Below are 17,892 nucleotides of genomic sequence, written 5' to 3' on the forward strand. Positions count from 1 at the left end.
TTGAGGACAGGTTCGGTCCTGGTTATGAGAGGTGGCGCTCGTCCTGTCCTTCATAGGCGCTCAACGGACGAATCAATGAGTTCGAAGCCCGCTGTTCCATGATGTGGGCGGTCCACCCGGTGATCCTGGCGGCGATGAAGAGCGGAGTGAACATTTCGGTATCGAATCCCATGAGGTGGTAGGTGGGACCGGCGGGATAGTCAAGGTTCGGCTTGATGCCTTTCGCCTCCTGCATCGCTGTCTCAAGGCCCTCGTAGAGTCCGAGAATCTCCGGGCGGCCATAGTGCTTGATCATGTCGTCCAGTGCAGCCTTCATGGTCGGCACCCTGGAGTCACCGCTCTTGTACACGCGGTGGCCGAAGCCCATGACCTTCTTCTTCTGCGCCAGCGCATCGTCCATCCAGGCCTTGGCACGTGCAGCGGCTTCCTGGGTGGACTCGTCCTCGCGGATGCCGATCTCCTCGAACGTATGCATCACGGCCTCGTTCGCCCCACCGTGCAGGGGCCCTTTCAAGGCCCCGATCGCTCCGGTGACGGCCGAGTGCAGGTCCGCAAGTGTGGAGGTGATGACCCTTGCCGTGAAGGTGGAGGCATTGAATGAGTGCTCGGCATACAGAATCATGGACGTGTTGAACGCGTCCACGACCTCCGGAGCAGCCTCCTCGCCAAACGTCATCCAGAGGAAATTCGCGGCGTAGCCCAGATCCTCACGCGGGCCCACCGCGTCGAGGCCGCGCCGGCGGCGCTGGTCATAGGCGACGACGGCGGGGAACGCGGCAAACAGCTCAGTCGCCTTCTCCAATTCCGCCTCGGGGGAGGAGTCCTCCGCCTTGGGATGGTTGGCGCCCAGCACGGACACGGCGGTTCGGCCGACGTCCATCGGATGGCAGGTCAGGGGCAGCAGGTCAATGGCCGCTTTGACGTTGTCTGCAAGCGCGCGGTGGGAGCGTTCAAAGGTCCGGAAGCTTTTCGCTTCCGTCTCAGTGGGCAATTCGCCGTGCCACAGAAGCCAGGCGACGTTCTCGAAGCTGACTTCGGCGGCCAGCTCCTGCACCGGATAACCCCGGTAGAGAAGGGAGTTCGACTCCGGATTGACCTTGGACACCGACGTGGTGTCCACGGTGACGCCCGCGAGGCCCTTGTGGATTTGGGTTTCTGTCATGCCTGGGTCTCCTTGGTCTGTGCAGATGAGGTATGGGAGGTGCGTGGGTCAGTGCCCGCCAGGCACCTTGAAGTTGAACACCGAGGCATCGAACCGGTTGTACGCCTCGTAATCGACCAGCTCATAGAGCCGGGCGCGGGTCTGCATCGAGCCGACCGCGGCCTTTTGGGTGCCGTCGGCCTTGATCGTCTCCAGCGTACGCTCCGCCGCCCCCATCGCACTACGCAGGAGGGTAACGGGGTAAATCACCATGTTCACCCCGGCTGATTCCAGGTCAGTCAGGGTGAACAGCTCGCTCTTGCCGAACTCGGTCATGTTCGCCAGGATCGGCACGTCGACGGCGCTGCGGATGGCCTCGAATTCTGACAGGTCGCGCATGGCTTCGGGGAAAATGGCGTCTGCTCCCGCATCAACAAGAGCCTTGGCACGGTCCTGGGCGGCCGCGAGCGTATCCGTACCGCGGATGTCCGTTCTAGCCATGATCAGGAAGTTGGCGTCCCGCCGTGCATCCGCGGCGGCACGTATGCGCTTTGCGGCGGTATCGACGTCGACCACGTTCTTCCCATCGAGGTGCCCGCAACGCTTCGGGTTGAACTGATCTTCGATGTGGCAGCCGGCGAGACCGGCGTTCTCGAGCTCCTGCACGGACCGCGCTACGTTCATGGGCTCGCCGAAGCCTGTGTCAGCGTCGACGAGGGCGGGTAGATCGGTCATCCGGGCGATCTGCCCGGCCCGCGTTGCCACCTCAGTGAGAGTGGTCAATCCGATATCGGGCAGGCCGAGGTCGTTGGCGAGCACTGCACCGGAGATGTAGACGCCGTCGAAGCCCTTGTCTTCGATCAGGCGCGCCGATAACGGGTTGAACGCGCCGGGGAACTGCTGGATCCGGCCGCTGCGGAGCCCGGCACGCAGGACCTCCCGCTTCTGCCCGGGCGTAACCGAGGAATACAGCATCTAGAACAGCCCCTTCGGCGCCTCGGCCGTGAGGACTCCGGCGGCCGCCGTCAGGTTCAGCTGGTCGAGCTCACCGGGAGCGAGTTGTGGGAGGCGCTGGACTACGTCGAGGAAGCGTTCCACCTCGGCATCGTCGACGACTCCGGCGGCGAGCGTCCTCAGCTTGGCAATGTACTGTTCGCGGGCGAACGGGCGGGCTCCCAGCGGGTGGGCGTCAGCGACCGCGATCTCGTCCGTGACCACAGTGCCGTCGTTCAGCGTGATTTCCACGCGACCCCCGAACGCCTTTTCGCTGATGTCGAGTGAATGGTAGCGCCGGGTCCATTCGGCGTCCTCCACTGTAGTGACCTTCCGCCATAGCTCGACGGTGTCGGGCCGGCCCGCGCGTTCCGGCGTGTAGGAGTCCACATGGTGCCAAGCGCCGTCCTGGAGAGCGACGGTGAAGATGTACGGGATGGAGTGGTCGAGCGTTTCCCGGGATGCGGTCGGATCATACTTCTGCGGGTCGTTGGCACCGGATCCAATGACGTAATGGGTGTGGTGCGAGGTGTGGATCCGGATGCTGCTGACCTGTTCCGGATCCGTGACCTCCGGGTGGGAGCCGTGGAGGCGCCGGGCAAGGTCGATCCAGGCTTGCGCCTGGTACTCCGCGGAATGTTCCTTGGTGTAGGTGTCCAGGATGGCGCGCTTCGCTTCGCCGGCCGCAGGCAGCGGCACTTCGTACCGGGCGTCCGGACCGTCCAGCATCCAGGCGATGACTCCGTCTTCACCCTCGTAGATCGGGGTGGGGGAGGTCTGGCCGCGCATCGCCCGGTCTACGGCTTCAATGGCCATCTTGCCGGCGAAGGCGGGGGCGTGCGCCTTCCACGTGGAAATCTCGCTCTTGCGCGACTGCCGGGTTGCCGTCGTCGTATGCAGGGCCTGGCCAACCGCCTGGAAGATGGTTTCGACGTCGAGGCCAAGCAGTGTACCAATGCCGGCCGCCGCTGATGGGCCCAGGTGGGCGACGTGGTCGATCTTATGCTTGTGCAGGCAGATCGCCTTGACGAGGTCCACCTGGATCTCATACCCGGTGGCGATGCCGCGCAGCAGGTCTGCACCGGAGGTCCCGGTGTGCTGGGCCACCGCGAGGATGGCGGGGATGTTGTCACCGGGGTGTGAATAGTCGGCGGCGAGGAAGGTGTCGTGGTAGTCCAGTTCCCGGACGGCTACGCCATTGGCCCAGGCGGCCCACTCAGGGCTTGACTTCTCATCGATCCCGAAGACGGCGGCGCCGCGTCCGTTGGCCGAAACCGGATGGCTTCCCGCCTGCGCGCGGGCAGCGATGATCGGCGCGCGGTTCAGCGACGCAACTGCCACGGAAGCATTGTCGATGATCCGGTTGATCACCATGTCGGTGACATCTTCGTCGACGCCAACGGGGTCGGCCGCTACCTCAGCGATCTTCCAGGCGAGCTGGCCGGTACGGGGCAGGTTCTCGTCGCTGCGGTAGACACGGACTTGGTGGTGCTCAACCATGGGCGGTTTCCTTTCGGGTTGTGGATCCTGGGTCGATCCGGGCAGCCAGCAGGTACTGGAGGCTGTTATGGAGATGTACTTTGGTGGACGCTGAGGCGAGATCGGCGTTCCCCTGGGCGATGGAGCGGGCGATCTGCGCATGTTCGGCCGCTGAGGCGAGCAGTCGGGCGGCGTCGTCCCTGGCGAGCCGGCGCACACGCGACAGATGTGTGCGAAGTTGCTTCTGGGCCTGCAGCAGGTAGGGATTCGCGGCTGCTGCGTCGATGGCTGAGTCAAGTTCGGCAACCAGCCTGTAGTACTCGTGTTGTTCGCCGGACGAGCTGCTGATCAGCGTGGATGCGGTCTCGAACCTAATTGTCAGCGTGTTGAAAATGTCCTGGTCGCTCCGCTCTGCGGCGAGGGTAGCTGCCGTGCAGTCAAGTGAGATTCGAACGGCGAACAGTTCAGAAATCTTCTCCAAAGAAATGTCACTTACGACGACGCCGCGACCCCGGTGAGCGGCGGTCAAGCCTTCCGCGGTCAACCGGGAGAGGGCTTCACGCAGGGGGGTTCGGGATACGCCGAGCCTTGCGGACTGCTCGAGTTCTCCGAGGACAGTGCCGGGACTCAGACGCCACTCGATGATGTCCGACCGAAGGGTTTCGTAGGCGCGGTCACTCGCTCGCACTGATCCTGCTCTGGACTCCTGCACTCCCCTAATGTATACAAAGCGGTCCGTTGGCGCAATTGGTGTAGCGAAAGAAGGCTGAAAATTAGCTCTACTGTATACATTCATCTGCGCCACGATCCGGACATGACGACGACGGCACTCGGGTGAGTGCCGCCGTCGTGGTTGGTGCGTGCCTGTAATCAGGCTTCCTGCGGGTACTTCTCCTGCACAGCCGCCCAGTCCCCGGTCTGCGCGATCGGATCCATCCAGAGGATCTCCCAGGAGTGGCCGTCCGGGTCCGCGAAGGTGCGGGAGCGCATGAAGCCGTAGTCCTGCGGCTTGCCCTCGGTGCCGCCGGCCGCCAATGCCTTCTCCACGAGCTCGTCAATTTCCTCGGGGGAGTCGACGCTGATCGCGTTCAGCACCGCCGACGTCGTTGTGGTGTCGGCGATCTCCTTGTCGGTGAACTGCCTGAAGTGATCGTGGGTCAGGATCATGATGTAGATGTTCTCGCTCACAACGATGGATCCGGCGTTGTCGTCGCTGAACGCCGGGTTCAGCGACCAACCGAAGCTGGTGTAGAAGTCCTTCGACTTCTGCAGGTCCTTCACGGGGAGGTTGATGAATACGCTGGTCACTGTGCTCTCCTTCTAACGGGTTTCCGGCGGCGTGGATGCTCGCTTACCCAGTAGACGGCGCCTTTCGCGAAAAATCATCGGTTCAGTCGCAAAATTCCTGCGAACTTTCCATGAAGTGCCACTACGCTCGGACCTATGCACTCCACGATGGACCCGGAGCGGGTGGAAGAGCCGGTCGGATCGGTCGAGCAGGACCTTGAAACCTACCGGCGGGAACTGACCGGTTACTGCTACCGCATGCTGGGCTCCGGATCGGAAGCGGAAGACGCGGTCCAGGAGACCATGATCAAGGCGTGGAACGGCCGGGACTCATTCGGCGGACGCTCTTCCACCCGGACGTGGCTCTACAGGGTCGCCCACAACGTATGCATCGACATGTTGCGCAGCCCGCAGCGGCGCGCGCGCCCGATGGAGCTCGGACCGTCGACACCCACGTCCGAAGCCGTGCTGGGCGCGCCATTGCCGGAGGGCGTCTTCGTGCAGCCCATCGCGGACGGGAAGGTTATCGACCTGACAGCCGATCCGGCCGACGTCGCGCTCGCAAGGGAATCGATCCGGCTCGCTTTCATTGCGGCGCTGCAGCACCTGCCGCCCCTGCAACGCTCGGTCCTGATCCTGTGCGAGGTTCTGGCATGGAAAGCAAGTGAGGCTGCGGCCCTCCTGGAACAGACCGTGGCGGCTGTGAACAGCGCGCTGCAGCGCGCACGGAAGACGCTGGCAGCCCGGCGCGGGCCGTCGTTGATGTCCACTATGGACAGTCGGCACTCGGTTCTGCTCGAACAGTACGTCGAGGCCTTCGAGACCTACGACATTGACCGGCTGGTGTCGCTACTGCGCGATGACGCCGTCCTGTCCATGCCTCCGTTCAACCTGTGGCTCAGCGGGCCGGAGGACTGCGCGGCCTGGTTCCTGGGCAAGGGAATCGTCTGCAAGGACAGCAGGCTCCTGCCCGTTATGGTGAACGGCACCGCGGGGTTTGGTGCCTACCATTTTGTCGAGCCCGGCCTCTGGGAGCCCTTCGCCGTCCAGGTCATCGAAACGCGCGAGGGAAAGATAGTCGGCCACCACAACTTCCTCTACCCGGAACTGTTTCCGGCGTTCGGACTACCGGAGAAAGTGGACGAGCGCTAGGTAAGCTTTAGCGGCTCCAGGTGTATTCAAGCTCGGGCCGGCCCCTGGTTCCATAGCGCGGCATGCGCCGTGCGGACCCGCTGTCGGCGAGGTACTCAAGGTACCGGCGCGCCGTGACGCGGGACAGCTCCAGCGAGGAGGCGACCTCCACCGCCGACACCGGTTCTTTCGCTGAGGAGAGGAAGGACACGACGGCGCGCAGGGTCTCGTCGGAAAGCCCCTTCGGAAGGCTGCCCTGCGAGGGCGGGCGCAGTGCCGCAAGGGCGTTGTCGACTTCGGACTGGGTGGTCGACGACGCCTGCGCGTGGAGACTGTCCCGGAACTGCCGGTAGTTACCCAGTTTCTCGCTGAACGCCGAATAGGTGAACGGCTTGATCAGGTACTGCACAATGCCCGAGGAGATCGCCGACCGGACCACGGCCAGGTCCCGCACTGCGGTGATCGCAATGACGTCGACGGCACTGCCCGAGCCCCGAATTCTGCGAATGATGTCCAGCCCATGCAGGTCGGGCAGGTTCATGTCGAGCAGCACCAAATCAATACCGCCGACGACGCCGGCGCCCGGCTCGCGCCCCCTGCGCAGCATAGCCAGCGCCTCCGAACCGGTACCTGCCGTGCCGGCAAGCTCGAATCCGTTGAGGCGCTGCACGTACAGCGCATGGGCCTCGGCAGCGATCGGATCGTCTTCGACCACGAGCACCCGGATGGGGAGTTCCCCCGCATTCTCAACCATGGGCGTCAGCCTTCCGCCCCTCTGATCCTGCGGTGGGCAGGCTCACCGTGAAGTGGGCGCCGTCGTCGTTGGCTACCCTGACGGTGCCGCCCAGCCTGTTCACCGCCTGGCGGACCAACGCCAGCCCCAGCCCGCGAGCGCCTGCAGCGCCCTTGGAACTGAAGCCGAGGGTGAAGATCTCTTCCTGCTCGGCATCGGTCAGGCCTGCCCCGCTGTCGGCTACGTCGATGATGATTGTTCCCGGGTCCGCCTGCGCGGTCCCGATGGACAGCGTGACCGCGCGGTTCTGCGAGGAGGCTGCGGCGTCGAACGCGTTGTCCAGCAGGTTCCCGATGATGGTGACCAGGTCCCTGGGATCCATGCCCTGGGTCTCCAGCCTTCCGGCAACGTCGATGGCCAGGCGAAGGCCACGCTCATTCGCCTGGGCCGCTTTGCCGACGAGCAGCGCGGTAATGAACGGCTCATCGATCGCAGCGACCACCTCGTCGGTGAGCTGCTGAGACTGCTCCAGGTCCTTGGTCGCGAACTCGAGGGCTTCCGCACGGCGGTCCAACTCGATCAGGGAGACGATTGTGTGAAGCCGGTTCGCATGCTCATGCGTCTGGGCGCGCAGGGCACCCGTCAGGGTGCGCATGGTCTGCACCTCATCGGACAGCGCCTCAAGTTCGGTGTGATCACGGATGGTGGTCACCGTACCCAGCGGTTTGGCGGCGGCGTCGGGGACAGCGGGCTCCTGGTTGACCACCAGCACGCGGTCGTCCGTAACGTGGAACTCCCCGCTCGCACGGCGCCCGCTCGTGAGCAGGTCGCTGATGGACGGCGGCAGCCCGACGTCGGCGGCGTGCCTGGGGTGGCCGGGAACGGCAGGCGGGAGATTGAGCAGGGCTGCGGCCTGATCGTTGTACAGCACCAGTTCACCCCGCGGGTTCGTCAGAACCAGCCCGTCCCGGACGGAGTGGAGCACAGAGTCGTAGAACACGAACATGCGCGAAAGCTGTTCTGTCCCGAGGCCTAGCGTTGCCCGGCGCAGGTGACGGCTGAGCAGCAGTGACACGATCGTGCCCGCCGTCAACGCGCCAAGGGCAATCAGCCAGACCAGGGGAAGCTGGGCATTACGGGCAATGGACACCGTGTCCACGGTCACGCCGGCCGAGACGAGGGCAGTGACGTCGTCGTCGTTCGTTAGGACGGGAACGATGGCCCGGACCGACGGGCCCAACGTCCCCGTGAAGACTTCCACATGCGAGTCGCCGGCGAGCGCCTGATCGACCGAGCCGATGTACTCTCCGCCGATCTCACTTTCGTTGCGGTGCGTGTAGCGGGTGCGGTCGGTATCCATAATCGTCACGAAGTCCACGCCCAGTTCATCCATGACCTGGGCCGCGTAGGGCTGCAGTACCGTGCTCGGATTGGGGCTCTGCACGGCGTTCAGGACGAACGGATCATTGGCGAAGGTCGTCGCTACCGCGAGCATCCGCTGCGAGGCCGCGTCGAACGTGTTCTCCTCTGCGTCCAGATAGAGGACCCAGGAGATTGTCGAGGTCAACGCGAGCACGAAGACGAGTTGCCCCACAAAGAACTGGCGGGCAAGGCTCCACCTCTTCATCCTCACACTCCTTTTCGCCTCCGTCGATGCCCCGGATTTCCAGCCCCGGCGAACAGTATGAACGCAATGGTGACCCACATCACTGTAACGCCGCACGATAGGTAGCGACCCGGCCAAAGGGCCGCATACCAGCATAAGGAGTTGCACATGGCGAAGACGCCAGCACAGGCTGCCTCAGCAGCAGCCAAGCCACGGAAAAGGATCGACAAGACCCACACGCTCTATATCGCTGTCATTGCGGCAGTCATCCTCGGTGCAGTCCTCGGGCTGGTCGCGCCGGAAGTCGCAGTCGCGATGAAGCCGATTGGCACAGCGTTCATCGGGCTCATCAAGATGATGATCGCGCCGATCATCTTCTGCACCATCGTGCTCGGCATCGGGTCGATCGCCAAGGCGGCGACAGTCGGCAAAGTCGGCGGCCTCGCACTTGGATATTTCATGCTCATGTCGACCTTCGCGCTCGGCATCGGTCTCGTCGTCGGAAACATTGTGCAGCCCGGGTCCGGACTCGATATCTCCAACGCCTCCTATGACGAATCCGCGCTCGCCGAGTCCGAGGGCACCGTTGACTTCCTGCTCGGGATCATCCCGGACACGCTGCTCTCATCACTGACGGGCACCAGCATCCTGCAGACCCTCTTCGTTGCGCTGCTGGTCGGTTTCGCGCTGCAGAAGATGGGATCTGCCGGTAAGCCGATCCTCCGCGGTATCGGGCACATCCAAGCCCTGGTCTTCCGGATCCTCATCATGGTCATGTGGCTGGCGCCCATCGGAGCGTTCGGTGCGATTGCCGCCGTCGTCGGGGAAACCGGGGTCCAGGCGATCGTGAGCATGTTCACTCTGATGGCCGCCTTCTACGTAACGTGCATCATCTTCATTGTTGTGATCCTGGGCGGACTGCTGAAGCTCGTCACCGGCGTCAACATCTTCAAGCTGATGAAGTACCTCGGTAGGGAATACCTGCTGATCTTCTCGACCTCGTCTTCCGAGGCGGCGCTGCCCCGCCTGATCGCGAAGATGGAGCACCTGGGTGTCTCGAAGCCGGTTGTCGGCGTCACGGTTCCCACCGGCTACTCCTTCAACCTGGACGGCACCGCGATCTACCTGACGATGGCCTCACTGTTCGTTGCATCAGCCCTCGGCACGCCGCTTGCCCTCGGCGAGCAGATCTCGCTGCTGATCTTCATGATCATCGCTTCCAAGGGCGCAGCCGGCGTCACCGGTGCAGGCCTGGCCACTCTGGCAGGCGGACTGCAGTCGCACCGGCCGAACCTGGTGGACGGTGTTGGTCTGATTGTCGGCATTGACCGCTTCATGTCCGAAGCACGCGCACTGACCAACTTCACCGGCAACGCCGTCGCCACCCTGCTGATCGGCACCTGGACCAAGGAGATTGAGCGCGGCCAGGTGGACGAGGTGCTGGCAGGAAACCTCCCATTCGACGAATCGACCATGAGCGCCGGCCACTTCGAGGACGCCCATGCGGACACAGCCGAAGACGGCGCCGAGACGAAGACCGACATCGCCGAAGCGCACCTCGACGGGCGCGAAGGGGAGCGCGTAGGCGCGACCCGCTAGAACGCATCGACTGGGCAGGACACGCCGCTTCAGATTCGCCTGAAGCGGCGTGTCCTGCCCGTTCGTTGGGGTGAAAGTTCCAGTCGATTGCGAAAGCTTGAACCTCAGCTTGAGACTCAAGGCTCGCGCACCGTGAGTCCGGTATTTCCACGGCTCAGTGTGGCAGCGGTTGTAACGTGGTGAAGCAAGCGAGCAGTAACTTGTTGCTGGACAAGCACTAGACGGAAGCGTGGATAGATACGTGAGTAGCGAACAGGGTTCCACAACTCTGAAGGACGCAACCGACTCAGAGATTGGCCCCACCGGACGTCCGGTCACCGAATTTCCCGAGCCGCCGGTCCTGGCCTCGCACGGACCCGCGCGTGTTATCGCGATGGTGAACCAGAAGGGTGGCGTCGGTAAGACCACCTCCACCATCAACCTCGGAGCTGCGCTCGCCGAAGCCGGCCGCCGCGTCCTCCTGGTCGACTTCGATCCGCAGGGCGCGCTCTCCGCAGGGCTCGGCACCAACCCGCATGAGCTGGACGTCACCGTCTACAACGTCCTCATGGACCGCAAAGTCAATATCGAGGACGCCATCCAGCGAACCGGCGTCGAGAATATCGATTTACTGCCGGCCAACATCGATCTCTCCGCAGCTGAAGTGCAGCTGGTCAACGAGGTAGCCCGCGAGCAGGTCCTGGACCGCGCACTGCGCAAGGTCGAGGACAACTACGACGTCATCCTGATCGATTGCCAGCCGTCCCTCGGCCTGCTGACTGTCAACGCACTCACTGCGGCGCACGGCGTTATCATCCCGCTGATCTGCGAGTTCTTCGCGCTCCGTGCCGTAGCCCTTCTGGTCGAGACGATCGAAAAGGTCCAGGACCGCCTCAACCCGCGCCTCCATGTGGATGGCGTGCTGGCCACGATGTATGACGCGCGGACCCTTCACAGCCGCGAGGTCATCGCCCGCCTGGTTGAGGCTTTCGGCGACAAGGTGTTCCAGACGGTCATCAAGCGCACCATCAAGTTCGCTGACGCCACGGTCGCCGCGGAACCGATCACCTCCTATGCGGGCAACCATGCGGGGGCCGACGCATACCGGAACCTCGCGCGTGAACTCATCTCGCGCGGCGGCGCTCCCTAGCGGGGCCACCCTGCCAATGGTGCAGGAAGCCAACGACGACGACGGCGCCGCCTCCCTCCCACCCGAGGCCGCCGGAACCGTCCGCTTCGAAGTCCGGCTCGATAACTTCAGTGGGCCCTTCGACCTGCTGCTGAGCCTGATCTCGAAGCATGAACTGGATATCACCGAGATCGCCCTCGCCAGGGTCACGGACGAATTCATCGGGTACATACGGGCGCTCAGTGCAGCCGGGGATGATTTTTCACTTGATGAAGCGAGTGAATTCCTCGTCATCGCCGCCACCCTGCTGGATCTGAAGGCCGCGCGCCTATTGCCGTCCGGAGAGGTAGAGGACGAAGAGGACATCGCGCTCCTTGAGGCACGCGACCTGCTGTTCGCCAGGCTGCTGCAGTACAAGGCATTCAAGGAAATCGCGCGCTTCCTGGGGGAGCGGCTCGTCGAGGAAAGCAGGCGTTTCCCTCGCGATGTGGCGCTGGAACCAGGGTATGCGGCAATGATGCCGGAACTCTCCTGGCGAATGTCGCCGCCGGACTTTGCTGCGCTCGCTGCCAAGGCGCTTGAACCGCGTGAGCCTGCCCCTACGGAAGTGGGCATCGGGCACCTGCACGCCCCGGCGGTGAGCGTACGTGAGCAGGCGGACATCCTCGGGCACCGGCTGCAGGAGCATGGAACGCTGTCTTTTCGCCAGCTGACTGCAGACGCGGACTCCCTGTTGGTAGTGGTTGCCCGGTTCCTGGCACTCCTGGAGATGTTCCGCGATACGGTCATCACGCTGGATCAGGCAGCGCCGCTGGGGGAGCTGACCGTGCGCTGGTCCGCCGGTGAGCGGGAATGGGACGCGTTGAGCATCAGCGAGGAATATGACGTGGATGTGTCTACGTAGGACAAATTGCCGGTTGCCGCGAATCTAGAGGAAGGAGAAGCAAGTGAGTGAGCAGACGGAGGAAGCAGCCTCTGGCACCGGCGCTGTGGATGTCGGCTCCCTGCCCGGCGGGGTCCCGGCAGCGGTGGAAGCCGTCCTCCTCGTCGTCGAGGAGCCGGTGACCGAAATCCAGCTGGCCGCGGCTCTGGAGGTGCCGGTCGCTGAGGTCCGGGAGGCCCTCGAAGCGCTACGGGCGGAGTATGACGGCTATACTAATCAGGGTCCAGATGCCGGATCACCACGACGCCGGGGTATTGAGCTTCGAAATGTCGCAGGCGGATGGCGGTTTTTCACGCGCGGCGACTTCGCCGCCGTCGTCGGACGCTTTGTCCTGGAAGGCCAGAGTGCGCGTCTTTCGCAGGCAGCCCTCGAGACCCTCGCGGTGATTGCATACCGGCAGCCGGTATCGCGTTCGCGGGTGTCAGCTATCCGTGGAGTGAACGTGGACGGCGTGGTGCGGACACTCGTTCAGCGGGGGCTGATCGTTGATGTCGCCAATGATCCGGAGACCGGCGCCGTGCTCTACGGAACCACTCCGCTTTTTCTGGAAAGATTGGGTATCGGCACCGTGGCCGATCTGCCGAAACTTTCACCGCATTTGCCCGGTCTTGAGAACCTGCAGGACTTCGACGAGACCACGTACTAACCACAGCTAAGGACTTTCAATGACACAGGCGCCCCGCTCCGGATCCGGAAGGAACCGCGCCGGCCGTAACAGTGCCCAGGACCCATCGGGGAAGACCGGACAAAACCGGGATGACGCGAAGACTGGGCGTGCCGGCAAAGGAACGGCCAGCGGGAAAGGCGCGCCGAAGGCTGCCGGCAAGGGGCAGAAGGGCACGGCTGGAACCGGTCAGAAGGGCTCGGCTCCATTCGCGAAGGAACGGTTCGGCCGCAGCCTTGGCCCCGTGCACCGTCCCCGCCGTCCCAAGGCGCCTCCCGTTGACCGGCTGGATGTCCACGATCCGGATGGTATCCGCCTTCAGAAGGTCATGGCCTCCGCCGGCGTCGCATCCCGCCGCGTATGCGAGGACATGATCCGCGAGGGCCGCGTCGAGGTGGACGGAAGCATTGTCACCGACCTCGGAGTCCGCGTGGACCCTGAGAAAGCGGCAATCCATGTGGACGGCATCCGTCTCCAGCTCAACGAGACAATGGTCTACTACGCATTCAACAAGCCCAAGGGCGTGGTTTCCACGATGGAAGACCCCGACGGCCGCCCGTGCATCACTGATTTCCTGAAGAACCGCAAGGGCGAGCGCCTCTTCCATGTTGGCCGGCTCGACGTCGCAACCGAGGGCCTGCTGCTGCTGACCAACGACGGCGAACTGACCAACCGCCTCACCCACCCTTCCTTCGAGGTGCCGAAGACCTACCTCGTGCAGGTCCGCGGTCCCATGGCGCACGGACTCGGCGCCCAGATGAAGGAAGGCATCGAGCTTGAGGACGGCATTGCGAAAGTCGACTCCTTCCGGCTTGTGGACTCAACGCCTGGTCACGTCCTGGTGGAGGTAGTGCTGCACTCGGGGCGCAACCGCGTAGTCCGCAGGTTATTCGACGCCATCGGGCACCCCGTGGAGCGGCTCGTCCGCACTCAGTTCGGCCCCATCCGCGTCGGCGATCAGCGTCAGGGCAGCATCCGCGTACTTGGCCGTCAGGAAGTTGGGCACCTCCTGGCCGCTGTGGAGCTGTAGGCGATGACCGTAGTCAACAACGGCGGCACCCATCTGTCCGGGCCGGTGCTGGTCATCGGGACGGGTCTGTTGGGCACAAGTATCGGACTGGGTCTGCGCCGTCGGGGTATCGACGTCGTACTCTCCGACATTTCGCCGTCCACCCAGGCCGTTGCCCAGGACATCGGCGCCGGACGTGCGATCGCTGAGGCCGGGCCCGATTTCGCCCCTGAACTGGTTGTCGTTGCCGCACCTCCGGACGTGACCGGCACGCTGGTCCTGGACGCCCTCGCAACCTACCCGGCCGCCGTCGTCGTCGATATCGCCAGCGTCAAGGACGCGGTGCTTGCCGAAGTGCGCAAGCAGTCCGACGACGCCGCCCTCTCGCGTTATGTGGGCACGCACCCGATGGCAGGACGGGAGAAGTCCGGGCCGGTGGCTGCGCGGGCTGAACTGTTTACCTCCATGCCGTGGGTGATTTGCGCGGCTGCAGAAAGCGCGCCCCAGTCAGTCCGTATCGCCGAGGCGCTGGCCATTGACCTCGGGGCCGTCGTAGCGCGTATGTCGCCCGAGGAGCACGATCAATCGGTGGCGGTGATCTCGCATTTGCCGCAGGTGCTCTCCTCGCTGCTCGCCAGCAGGTTGCAGGACACACCGGCTCACGCGCTGTCGCTGGCCGGTAACGGGCTGCGCGACGTGACGCGGATCGCGGCGAGCGATCCCCGGCTGTGGGTGCAGATCCTGTCCGCCAACGCCGGACGCCTGGTGGAGATTCTGTACGGCGTCCGTGAGGACCTGAACCGGCTGATCGGCACGCTGGAGAATCCGCTGGGCGAAGGCGCGCGGCTGGATATGGCGCAACTGATGTCCGAGGGGAACATCGGTCAGGCGCGGATCCCCGGGAAGCACGGCACCCCGCCTGAGGCATTCGCGAAGCTCACCGTTCTGGTGGATGACGTGCCCGGGCAGATCGCGCGGTTGCTGACTGAAATCGGCGACACCGGCATCAACCTTGAGGACCTTCGGCTTGAGCACTCGCCCGAACGGCAAGTAGGGATGGCAGAGGTTTCGGTGCTGCCCGGCAAGCGCCATGAGCTCACCGATTTCCTGACGAGCCGTGGATGGAAGGTGGTCCAGTGACTGGAACTCTTGAGTACTTTCGACTGGGCAAATCGCTGGTCGTGGCCATCGACGGGCCTTCGGGCTCCGGCAAGTCCAGTGTCAGCCGCGAAACCGCACGCCGCTTGCATGCCGCATACCTCGATACCGGCGCGATGTACCGCGCGGTCACTCTGCACTGCCTGGAGAAGGGCATCGATTTCGCCGACGCCGGTGCGGTGGAGCGGGCAGCCCGCGAACTGGACCTTGTGATCAGCACGCGGCCGGACACCGAATCGGTGCTGGTCAGCGGCATCGATGTCACGGACGCGATCCGGGAGCCGCACGTATCGAAGGCGGTAAGCGCCGTGGCCACCACGCTCGGTGCGCGCAGTGAGCTGATCCGCAGGCAGCGCCAGATCATCGCCGACTCGCACCACCGGATTGTCGTTGAGGGCCGCGACATCACCACCGTCGTCGCCCCCGAAGCAGAGGTGCGGATACTGCTGACGGCTTCCGAGGAAGCACGGCTGCGACGCCGTGGGGTCCAGTTGGGTGGAACACAGACTGCCGCACAGTTGAAGCAGCAGGTGCTGGTGCGCGATGCGAAGGACTCATCCGTGGTGAACTTTCAGCAGGCAGCCGATGGCGTGGTAACCGTTGACTCATCGGACCTGGATTTTGAGCAGACAGTGACGGCGGTGCTGGAGGTTGTCAGCACCGTTGCACACCAATAAGGACGAAGGATCGCGATCATGAGCGAGAACCAGACCGGGCTTGACGAAGAGTACGAGCCGACAGGCGACGACTCCGTTGCCGAGCACACCCACGCCCTGGATGAGGCGGAGGCCGAGCGCCGCGCCGAGTCGCTGCGCGCCGGGCTGGCCGAGTACGAGCTCGACGACGAAGATGCGGCCCTCCTCGCGCAGGAGCTGGGAGATTACGACGACGAAGCCTCCGTGCGGCTCGATCCCGTGCTCGCAATTGTCGGCCGTCCGAACGTTGGTAAGTCGACCCTCGTGAACCGTATCCTCGGCCGCCGCGAAGCAGTTGTCGAGGACACCCCGGGCGTCACGCGCGACCGGGTCATGTACTCGGCGACGTGGAACGGCTCCAACTTCACGCTGGTGGATACGGGTGGTTGGGAACACGACGCCCGCGGAATCCACGCCCGCGTGGCCGATCAGGCGGAGGCCGCCGTCGACCTCGCCGATGCCGTGTTGTTGGTGGTCGATGCGACCGTGGGCGCCACGGCGACTGACGAAGCCGTAGTCCGGATGCTGCGCCGCAAGAAGAAGCCCGTCATCCTCGTGGCCAACAAGGTCGATGACATTCAGAACGAGGCCGACGCTGCGGCCCTCTGGTCCCTCGGTTTGGGGGAGCCGATGCCGGTTTCGGCGCTGCACGGCCGTGGAACGGCAGACATGCTGGACAAGGCAGTCGAGGTGATGCCGGAGTTCTCCGAGCACGGGGGATTGGAGCGGTCCGGTGGTCCGCGCCGCGTGGCGTTGATCGGACGTCCGAATGTCGGTAAGTCTTCACTGCTGAACAAGCTGGCCGGTACCGAACGGGTTGTTGTGGACCCTCTTGCCGGCACCACGCGCGATCCGGTGGACGAGATGATCGAGCTCGGCGGCCGGGTGTGGCGCTTCGTTGACACGGCGGGTATCCGGCGCCGCGTGCACATGCAGCAGGGTGCTGACTTCTACGCTTCGCTGCGTACGCAATCGGCCCTCGAGAAGGCCGAGGTTGCCGTAGTGCTGCTGGCGGTCGATGAGGTGCTGAGCGAGCAGGACGTCCGCATCCTGAATCTGGCTATCGAGTCCGGTCGCGCTTTGGTTCTCGCTTTCAATAAGTGGGACCTGCTCGACGATGAACGCCGCCGGTACCTGGAACGCGAGATCGAACAGGACCTGGCGCACGTGGAGTGGGCTCCGCGGGTGAACATTTCCGCGAAGACCGGGTGGCACAGGGACCGTCTGGTTCCGGCGCTGGACCGGGCGCTCGAGTCCTGGGACAAGCGCATCCCGACGGGCAAGCTTAACGCTTTCCTCGGAGAACTGGTCGCGGCTTATCCTCACCCGGTACGCGGAGGCAAGCAGCCCCGGATCCTGTTCGGGACGCAGGCGTCTTCGCGGCCACCGCGTTTTGTGCTGTTCACCACGGGGTTCCTGGATCCCGGGTACCGCCGCTTCATCACGCGCCGGCTGCGTGAGACATTCGGCTTCGAAGGGACTCCGATCGAGGTTTCGATGAGGGTCCGCGAGAAGCGTGGCCGCAAGAAGTAGGCTTCCTGAGGAGCAATCCGGTTCGTGCCTCAGGGCGGGGATAGGATAGGATTCTTCAGGTGGTTCGGACGGAAATGTCCGGGCCGATCGGGATGTGGCGCAGCTTGGTAGCGCACTTGACTGGGGGTCAAGGGGTCGCAGGTTCAAATCCTGTCATCCCGACAGAGAAGCCCAGGTGAGAGCAGATTTCTCACTTGGGCTTCGTGATGTTGTCGGACGGCTTTATGTACGCTTCACCCGACCTCGGGGCCGAGGTCGGGCGACCCAGTTGCATCAATAATGATGAGGAGCCGGGCCCAAACCGGGACCAGACGTCCCGCGCGGCTCACACCGGCCGGGTGTCGCGCGCCTGGTGACCGCTGAGCGCGAGTCTCGCTGTCAACTTCGACCCGCAGAGACGCGCACGCGTGAGTGCTCGCTCCGCGGCCTGGGTGATATCGACTGCCGAGCATCCAGTATGCCCAGCAATCTTCCCGATCTTTTGTACCTTCTCGACCTGATCGCTATCAATTGCCGCAGTTCTGCCACAGCAGCTGCTGGGGAATTCTTTGTTGCTCAATCCTGCGAATGTCCACGGATCCGTCGGTACCGAATAGGGAGCGGCAATCCGCTTCGCCGGAGGTGAGGTGAGCGAGTCACGCTCGGGACGGCTGCAGAAGCTTGCTGTTTCGGTCGCGGTGACTCCAGAATGCTGGTATTTTTACTAGGCCGCGCCGTCCATGCTGAGCGCTTCGACGGGTACTTCCTCTGTGCTCTAGTCGTCTGCGGAGGAGGTTAGCATTCCGAATCCGCCAGCGTCGAGATTGCCCAATA

At 63.9% G+C, this 17,892-nt stretch carries 16 protein-coding genes and 1 tRNA gene; 10 read left to right on the forward strand and 7 right to left on the reverse strand.

Annotated features, from left to right (window positions below; genetic code table 11):
• Window positions 1-22: 22 nt before the first annotated feature.
• From BJ994_RS05525 to BJ994_RS05545, 5 genes are all read right to left on the reverse strand, one after another.
• Window positions 23-1,162, reverse strand: coding sequence for a bifunctional 2-methylcitrate synthase/citrate synthase (locus tag BJ994_RS05525; protein WP_167992311.1), 1,140 nt, complete (start codon window positions 1,160-1,162; stop codon window positions 23-25).
• Between the two features lie 48 nt (window positions 1,163-1,210).
• On the reverse strand, window positions 1,211-2,116 hold the full coding sequence (gene prpB / locus BJ994_RS05530; RefSeq protein ID WP_167992312.1) for a methylisocitrate lyase: 906 nt from the start codon (window positions 2,114-2,116) through the stop codon (window positions 1,211-1,213).
• Window positions 2,117-3,634, reverse strand: a complete 1,518-nt coding sequence (locus BJ994_RS05535; RefSeq protein ID WP_167992313.1) for an MmgE/PrpD family protein — start codon at window positions 3,632-3,634, stop codon at window positions 2,117-2,119. It abuts the gene before it with no gap.
• Window positions 3,627-4,301, reverse strand: a complete 675-nt coding sequence (locus BJ994_RS05540) for an FCD domain-containing protein (RefSeq protein ID WP_167995873.1) — start codon at window positions 4,299-4,301, stop codon at window positions 3,627-3,629. Before BJ994_RS05540 ends, BJ994_RS05535 begins: the two co-directional genes overlap by 8 nt.
• Before the next feature lie 182 nt (window positions 4,302-4,483).
• Window positions 4,484-4,921: a VOC family protein gene (locus BJ994_RS05545; RefSeq protein ID WP_167992314.1), complete on the reverse strand. Its 438-nt coding sequence runs from the start codon at window positions 4,919-4,921 to the stop codon at window positions 4,484-4,486.
• 135 nt (window positions 4,922-5,056) lie between these two features.
• Here BJ994_RS05545 and BJ994_RS05550 point away from each other — a divergent pair, with 135 nt between their 5' ends.
• Window positions 5,057-6,052, forward strand: a complete 996-nt coding sequence (locus BJ994_RS05550; protein ID WP_209066633.1) for a sigma-70 family RNA polymerase sigma factor — start codon at window positions 5,057-5,059, stop codon at window positions 6,050-6,052.
• A 7-nt stretch (window positions 6,053-6,059) separates the two neighbouring features.
• Here BJ994_RS05550 and BJ994_RS05555 read toward each other — a convergent pair whose 3' ends face one another.
• Both BJ994_RS05555 and BJ994_RS05560 read right to left on the reverse strand, forming a co-directional pair.
• Window positions 6,060-6,785, reverse strand: a complete 726-nt coding sequence (locus tag BJ994_RS05555; protein WP_167992315.1) for a response regulator — start codon at window positions 6,783-6,785, stop codon at window positions 6,060-6,062.
• Complete coding sequence (locus BJ994_RS05560; RefSeq protein WP_167992317.1) at window positions 6,778-8,391, reverse strand: sensor histidine kinase; 1,614 nt, start codon at window positions 8,389-8,391, stop codon at window positions 6,778-6,780. The genes BJ994_RS05555 and BJ994_RS05560 overlap by 8 nt, the downstream gene beginning before the upstream one ends.
• Window positions 8,392-8,538: 147 nt before the next feature.
• On the opposite strand from BJ994_RS05560, the gene BJ994_RS05565 reads away from it, so the two are divergent.
• From BJ994_RS05565 to BJ994_RS05605, 9 genes are all read left to right on the forward strand, one after another.
• Complete coding sequence (locus BJ994_RS05565; RefSeq protein WP_167992319.1) at window positions 8,539-9,969, forward strand: cation:dicarboxylate symporter family transporter; 1,431 nt, start codon at window positions 8,539-8,541, stop codon at window positions 9,967-9,969.
• A 241-nt stretch (window positions 9,970-10,210) separates the two neighbouring features.
• Window positions 10,211-11,098 (forward strand): AAA family ATPase, encoded by an 888-nt coding sequence (locus BJ994_RS05570; protein WP_167992321.1) that lies wholly within the window; start codon window positions 10,211-10,213, stop codon window positions 11,096-11,098.
• A 16-nt stretch (window positions 11,099-11,114) separates the two neighbouring features.
• Complete coding sequence (locus BJ994_RS05575; protein WP_167995875.1) at window positions 11,115-11,981, forward strand: segregation and condensation protein A; 867 nt, start codon at window positions 11,115-11,117, stop codon at window positions 11,979-11,981.
• 43 nt (window positions 11,982-12,024) lie between these two features.
• A complete protein-coding gene (gene scpB / locus BJ994_RS05580) occupies window positions 12,025-12,666 on the forward strand; it encodes an SMC-Scp complex subunit ScpB (RefSeq protein WP_167992324.1) in 642 nt (213 codons plus the stop codon).
• A 19-nt stretch (window positions 12,667-12,685) separates the two neighbouring features.
• Window positions 12,686-13,714: a pseudouridine synthase gene (locus BJ994_RS05585; protein ID WP_167992327.1), complete on the forward strand. Its 1,029-nt coding sequence runs from the start codon at window positions 12,686-12,688 to the stop codon at window positions 13,712-13,714.
• A gap of 3 nt (window positions 13,715-13,717) precedes the next feature.
• Window positions 13,718-14,833, forward strand: a complete 1,116-nt coding sequence (locus tag BJ994_RS05590) for a prephenate dehydrogenase (protein WP_167992329.1) — start codon at window positions 13,718-13,720, stop codon at window positions 14,831-14,833.
• Window positions 14,830-15,528 (forward strand): (d)CMP kinase, encoded by a 699-nt coding sequence (cmk, locus tag BJ994_RS05595; protein WP_342450297.1) that lies wholly within the window; start codon window positions 14,830-14,832, stop codon window positions 15,526-15,528. The genes BJ994_RS05590 and cmk overlap by 4 nt, the downstream gene beginning before the upstream one ends.
• Before the next feature lie 18 nt (window positions 15,529-15,546).
• The gene (der, locus tag BJ994_RS05600) at window positions 15,547-17,079 is read left to right on the forward strand and encodes a ribosome biogenesis GTPase Der (RefSeq protein WP_167992334.1); all 1,533 of its coding nucleotides are present in this window, start codon (window positions 15,547-15,549) and stop codon (window positions 17,077-17,079) included.
• Window positions 17,080-17,167: 88 nt separating this feature from the next.
• Window positions 17,168-17,241, forward strand: a tRNA-Pro gene (locus BJ994_RS05605).
• The last annotated feature ends 651 nt before the right edge of the window (window positions 17,242-17,892 follow it).

The organism is Arthrobacter pigmenti (assembly GCF_011927905.1).
GTDB lineage: Bacteria > Actinomycetota > Actinomycetes > Actinomycetales > Micrococcaceae > Arthrobacter_D > Arthrobacter_D pigmenti.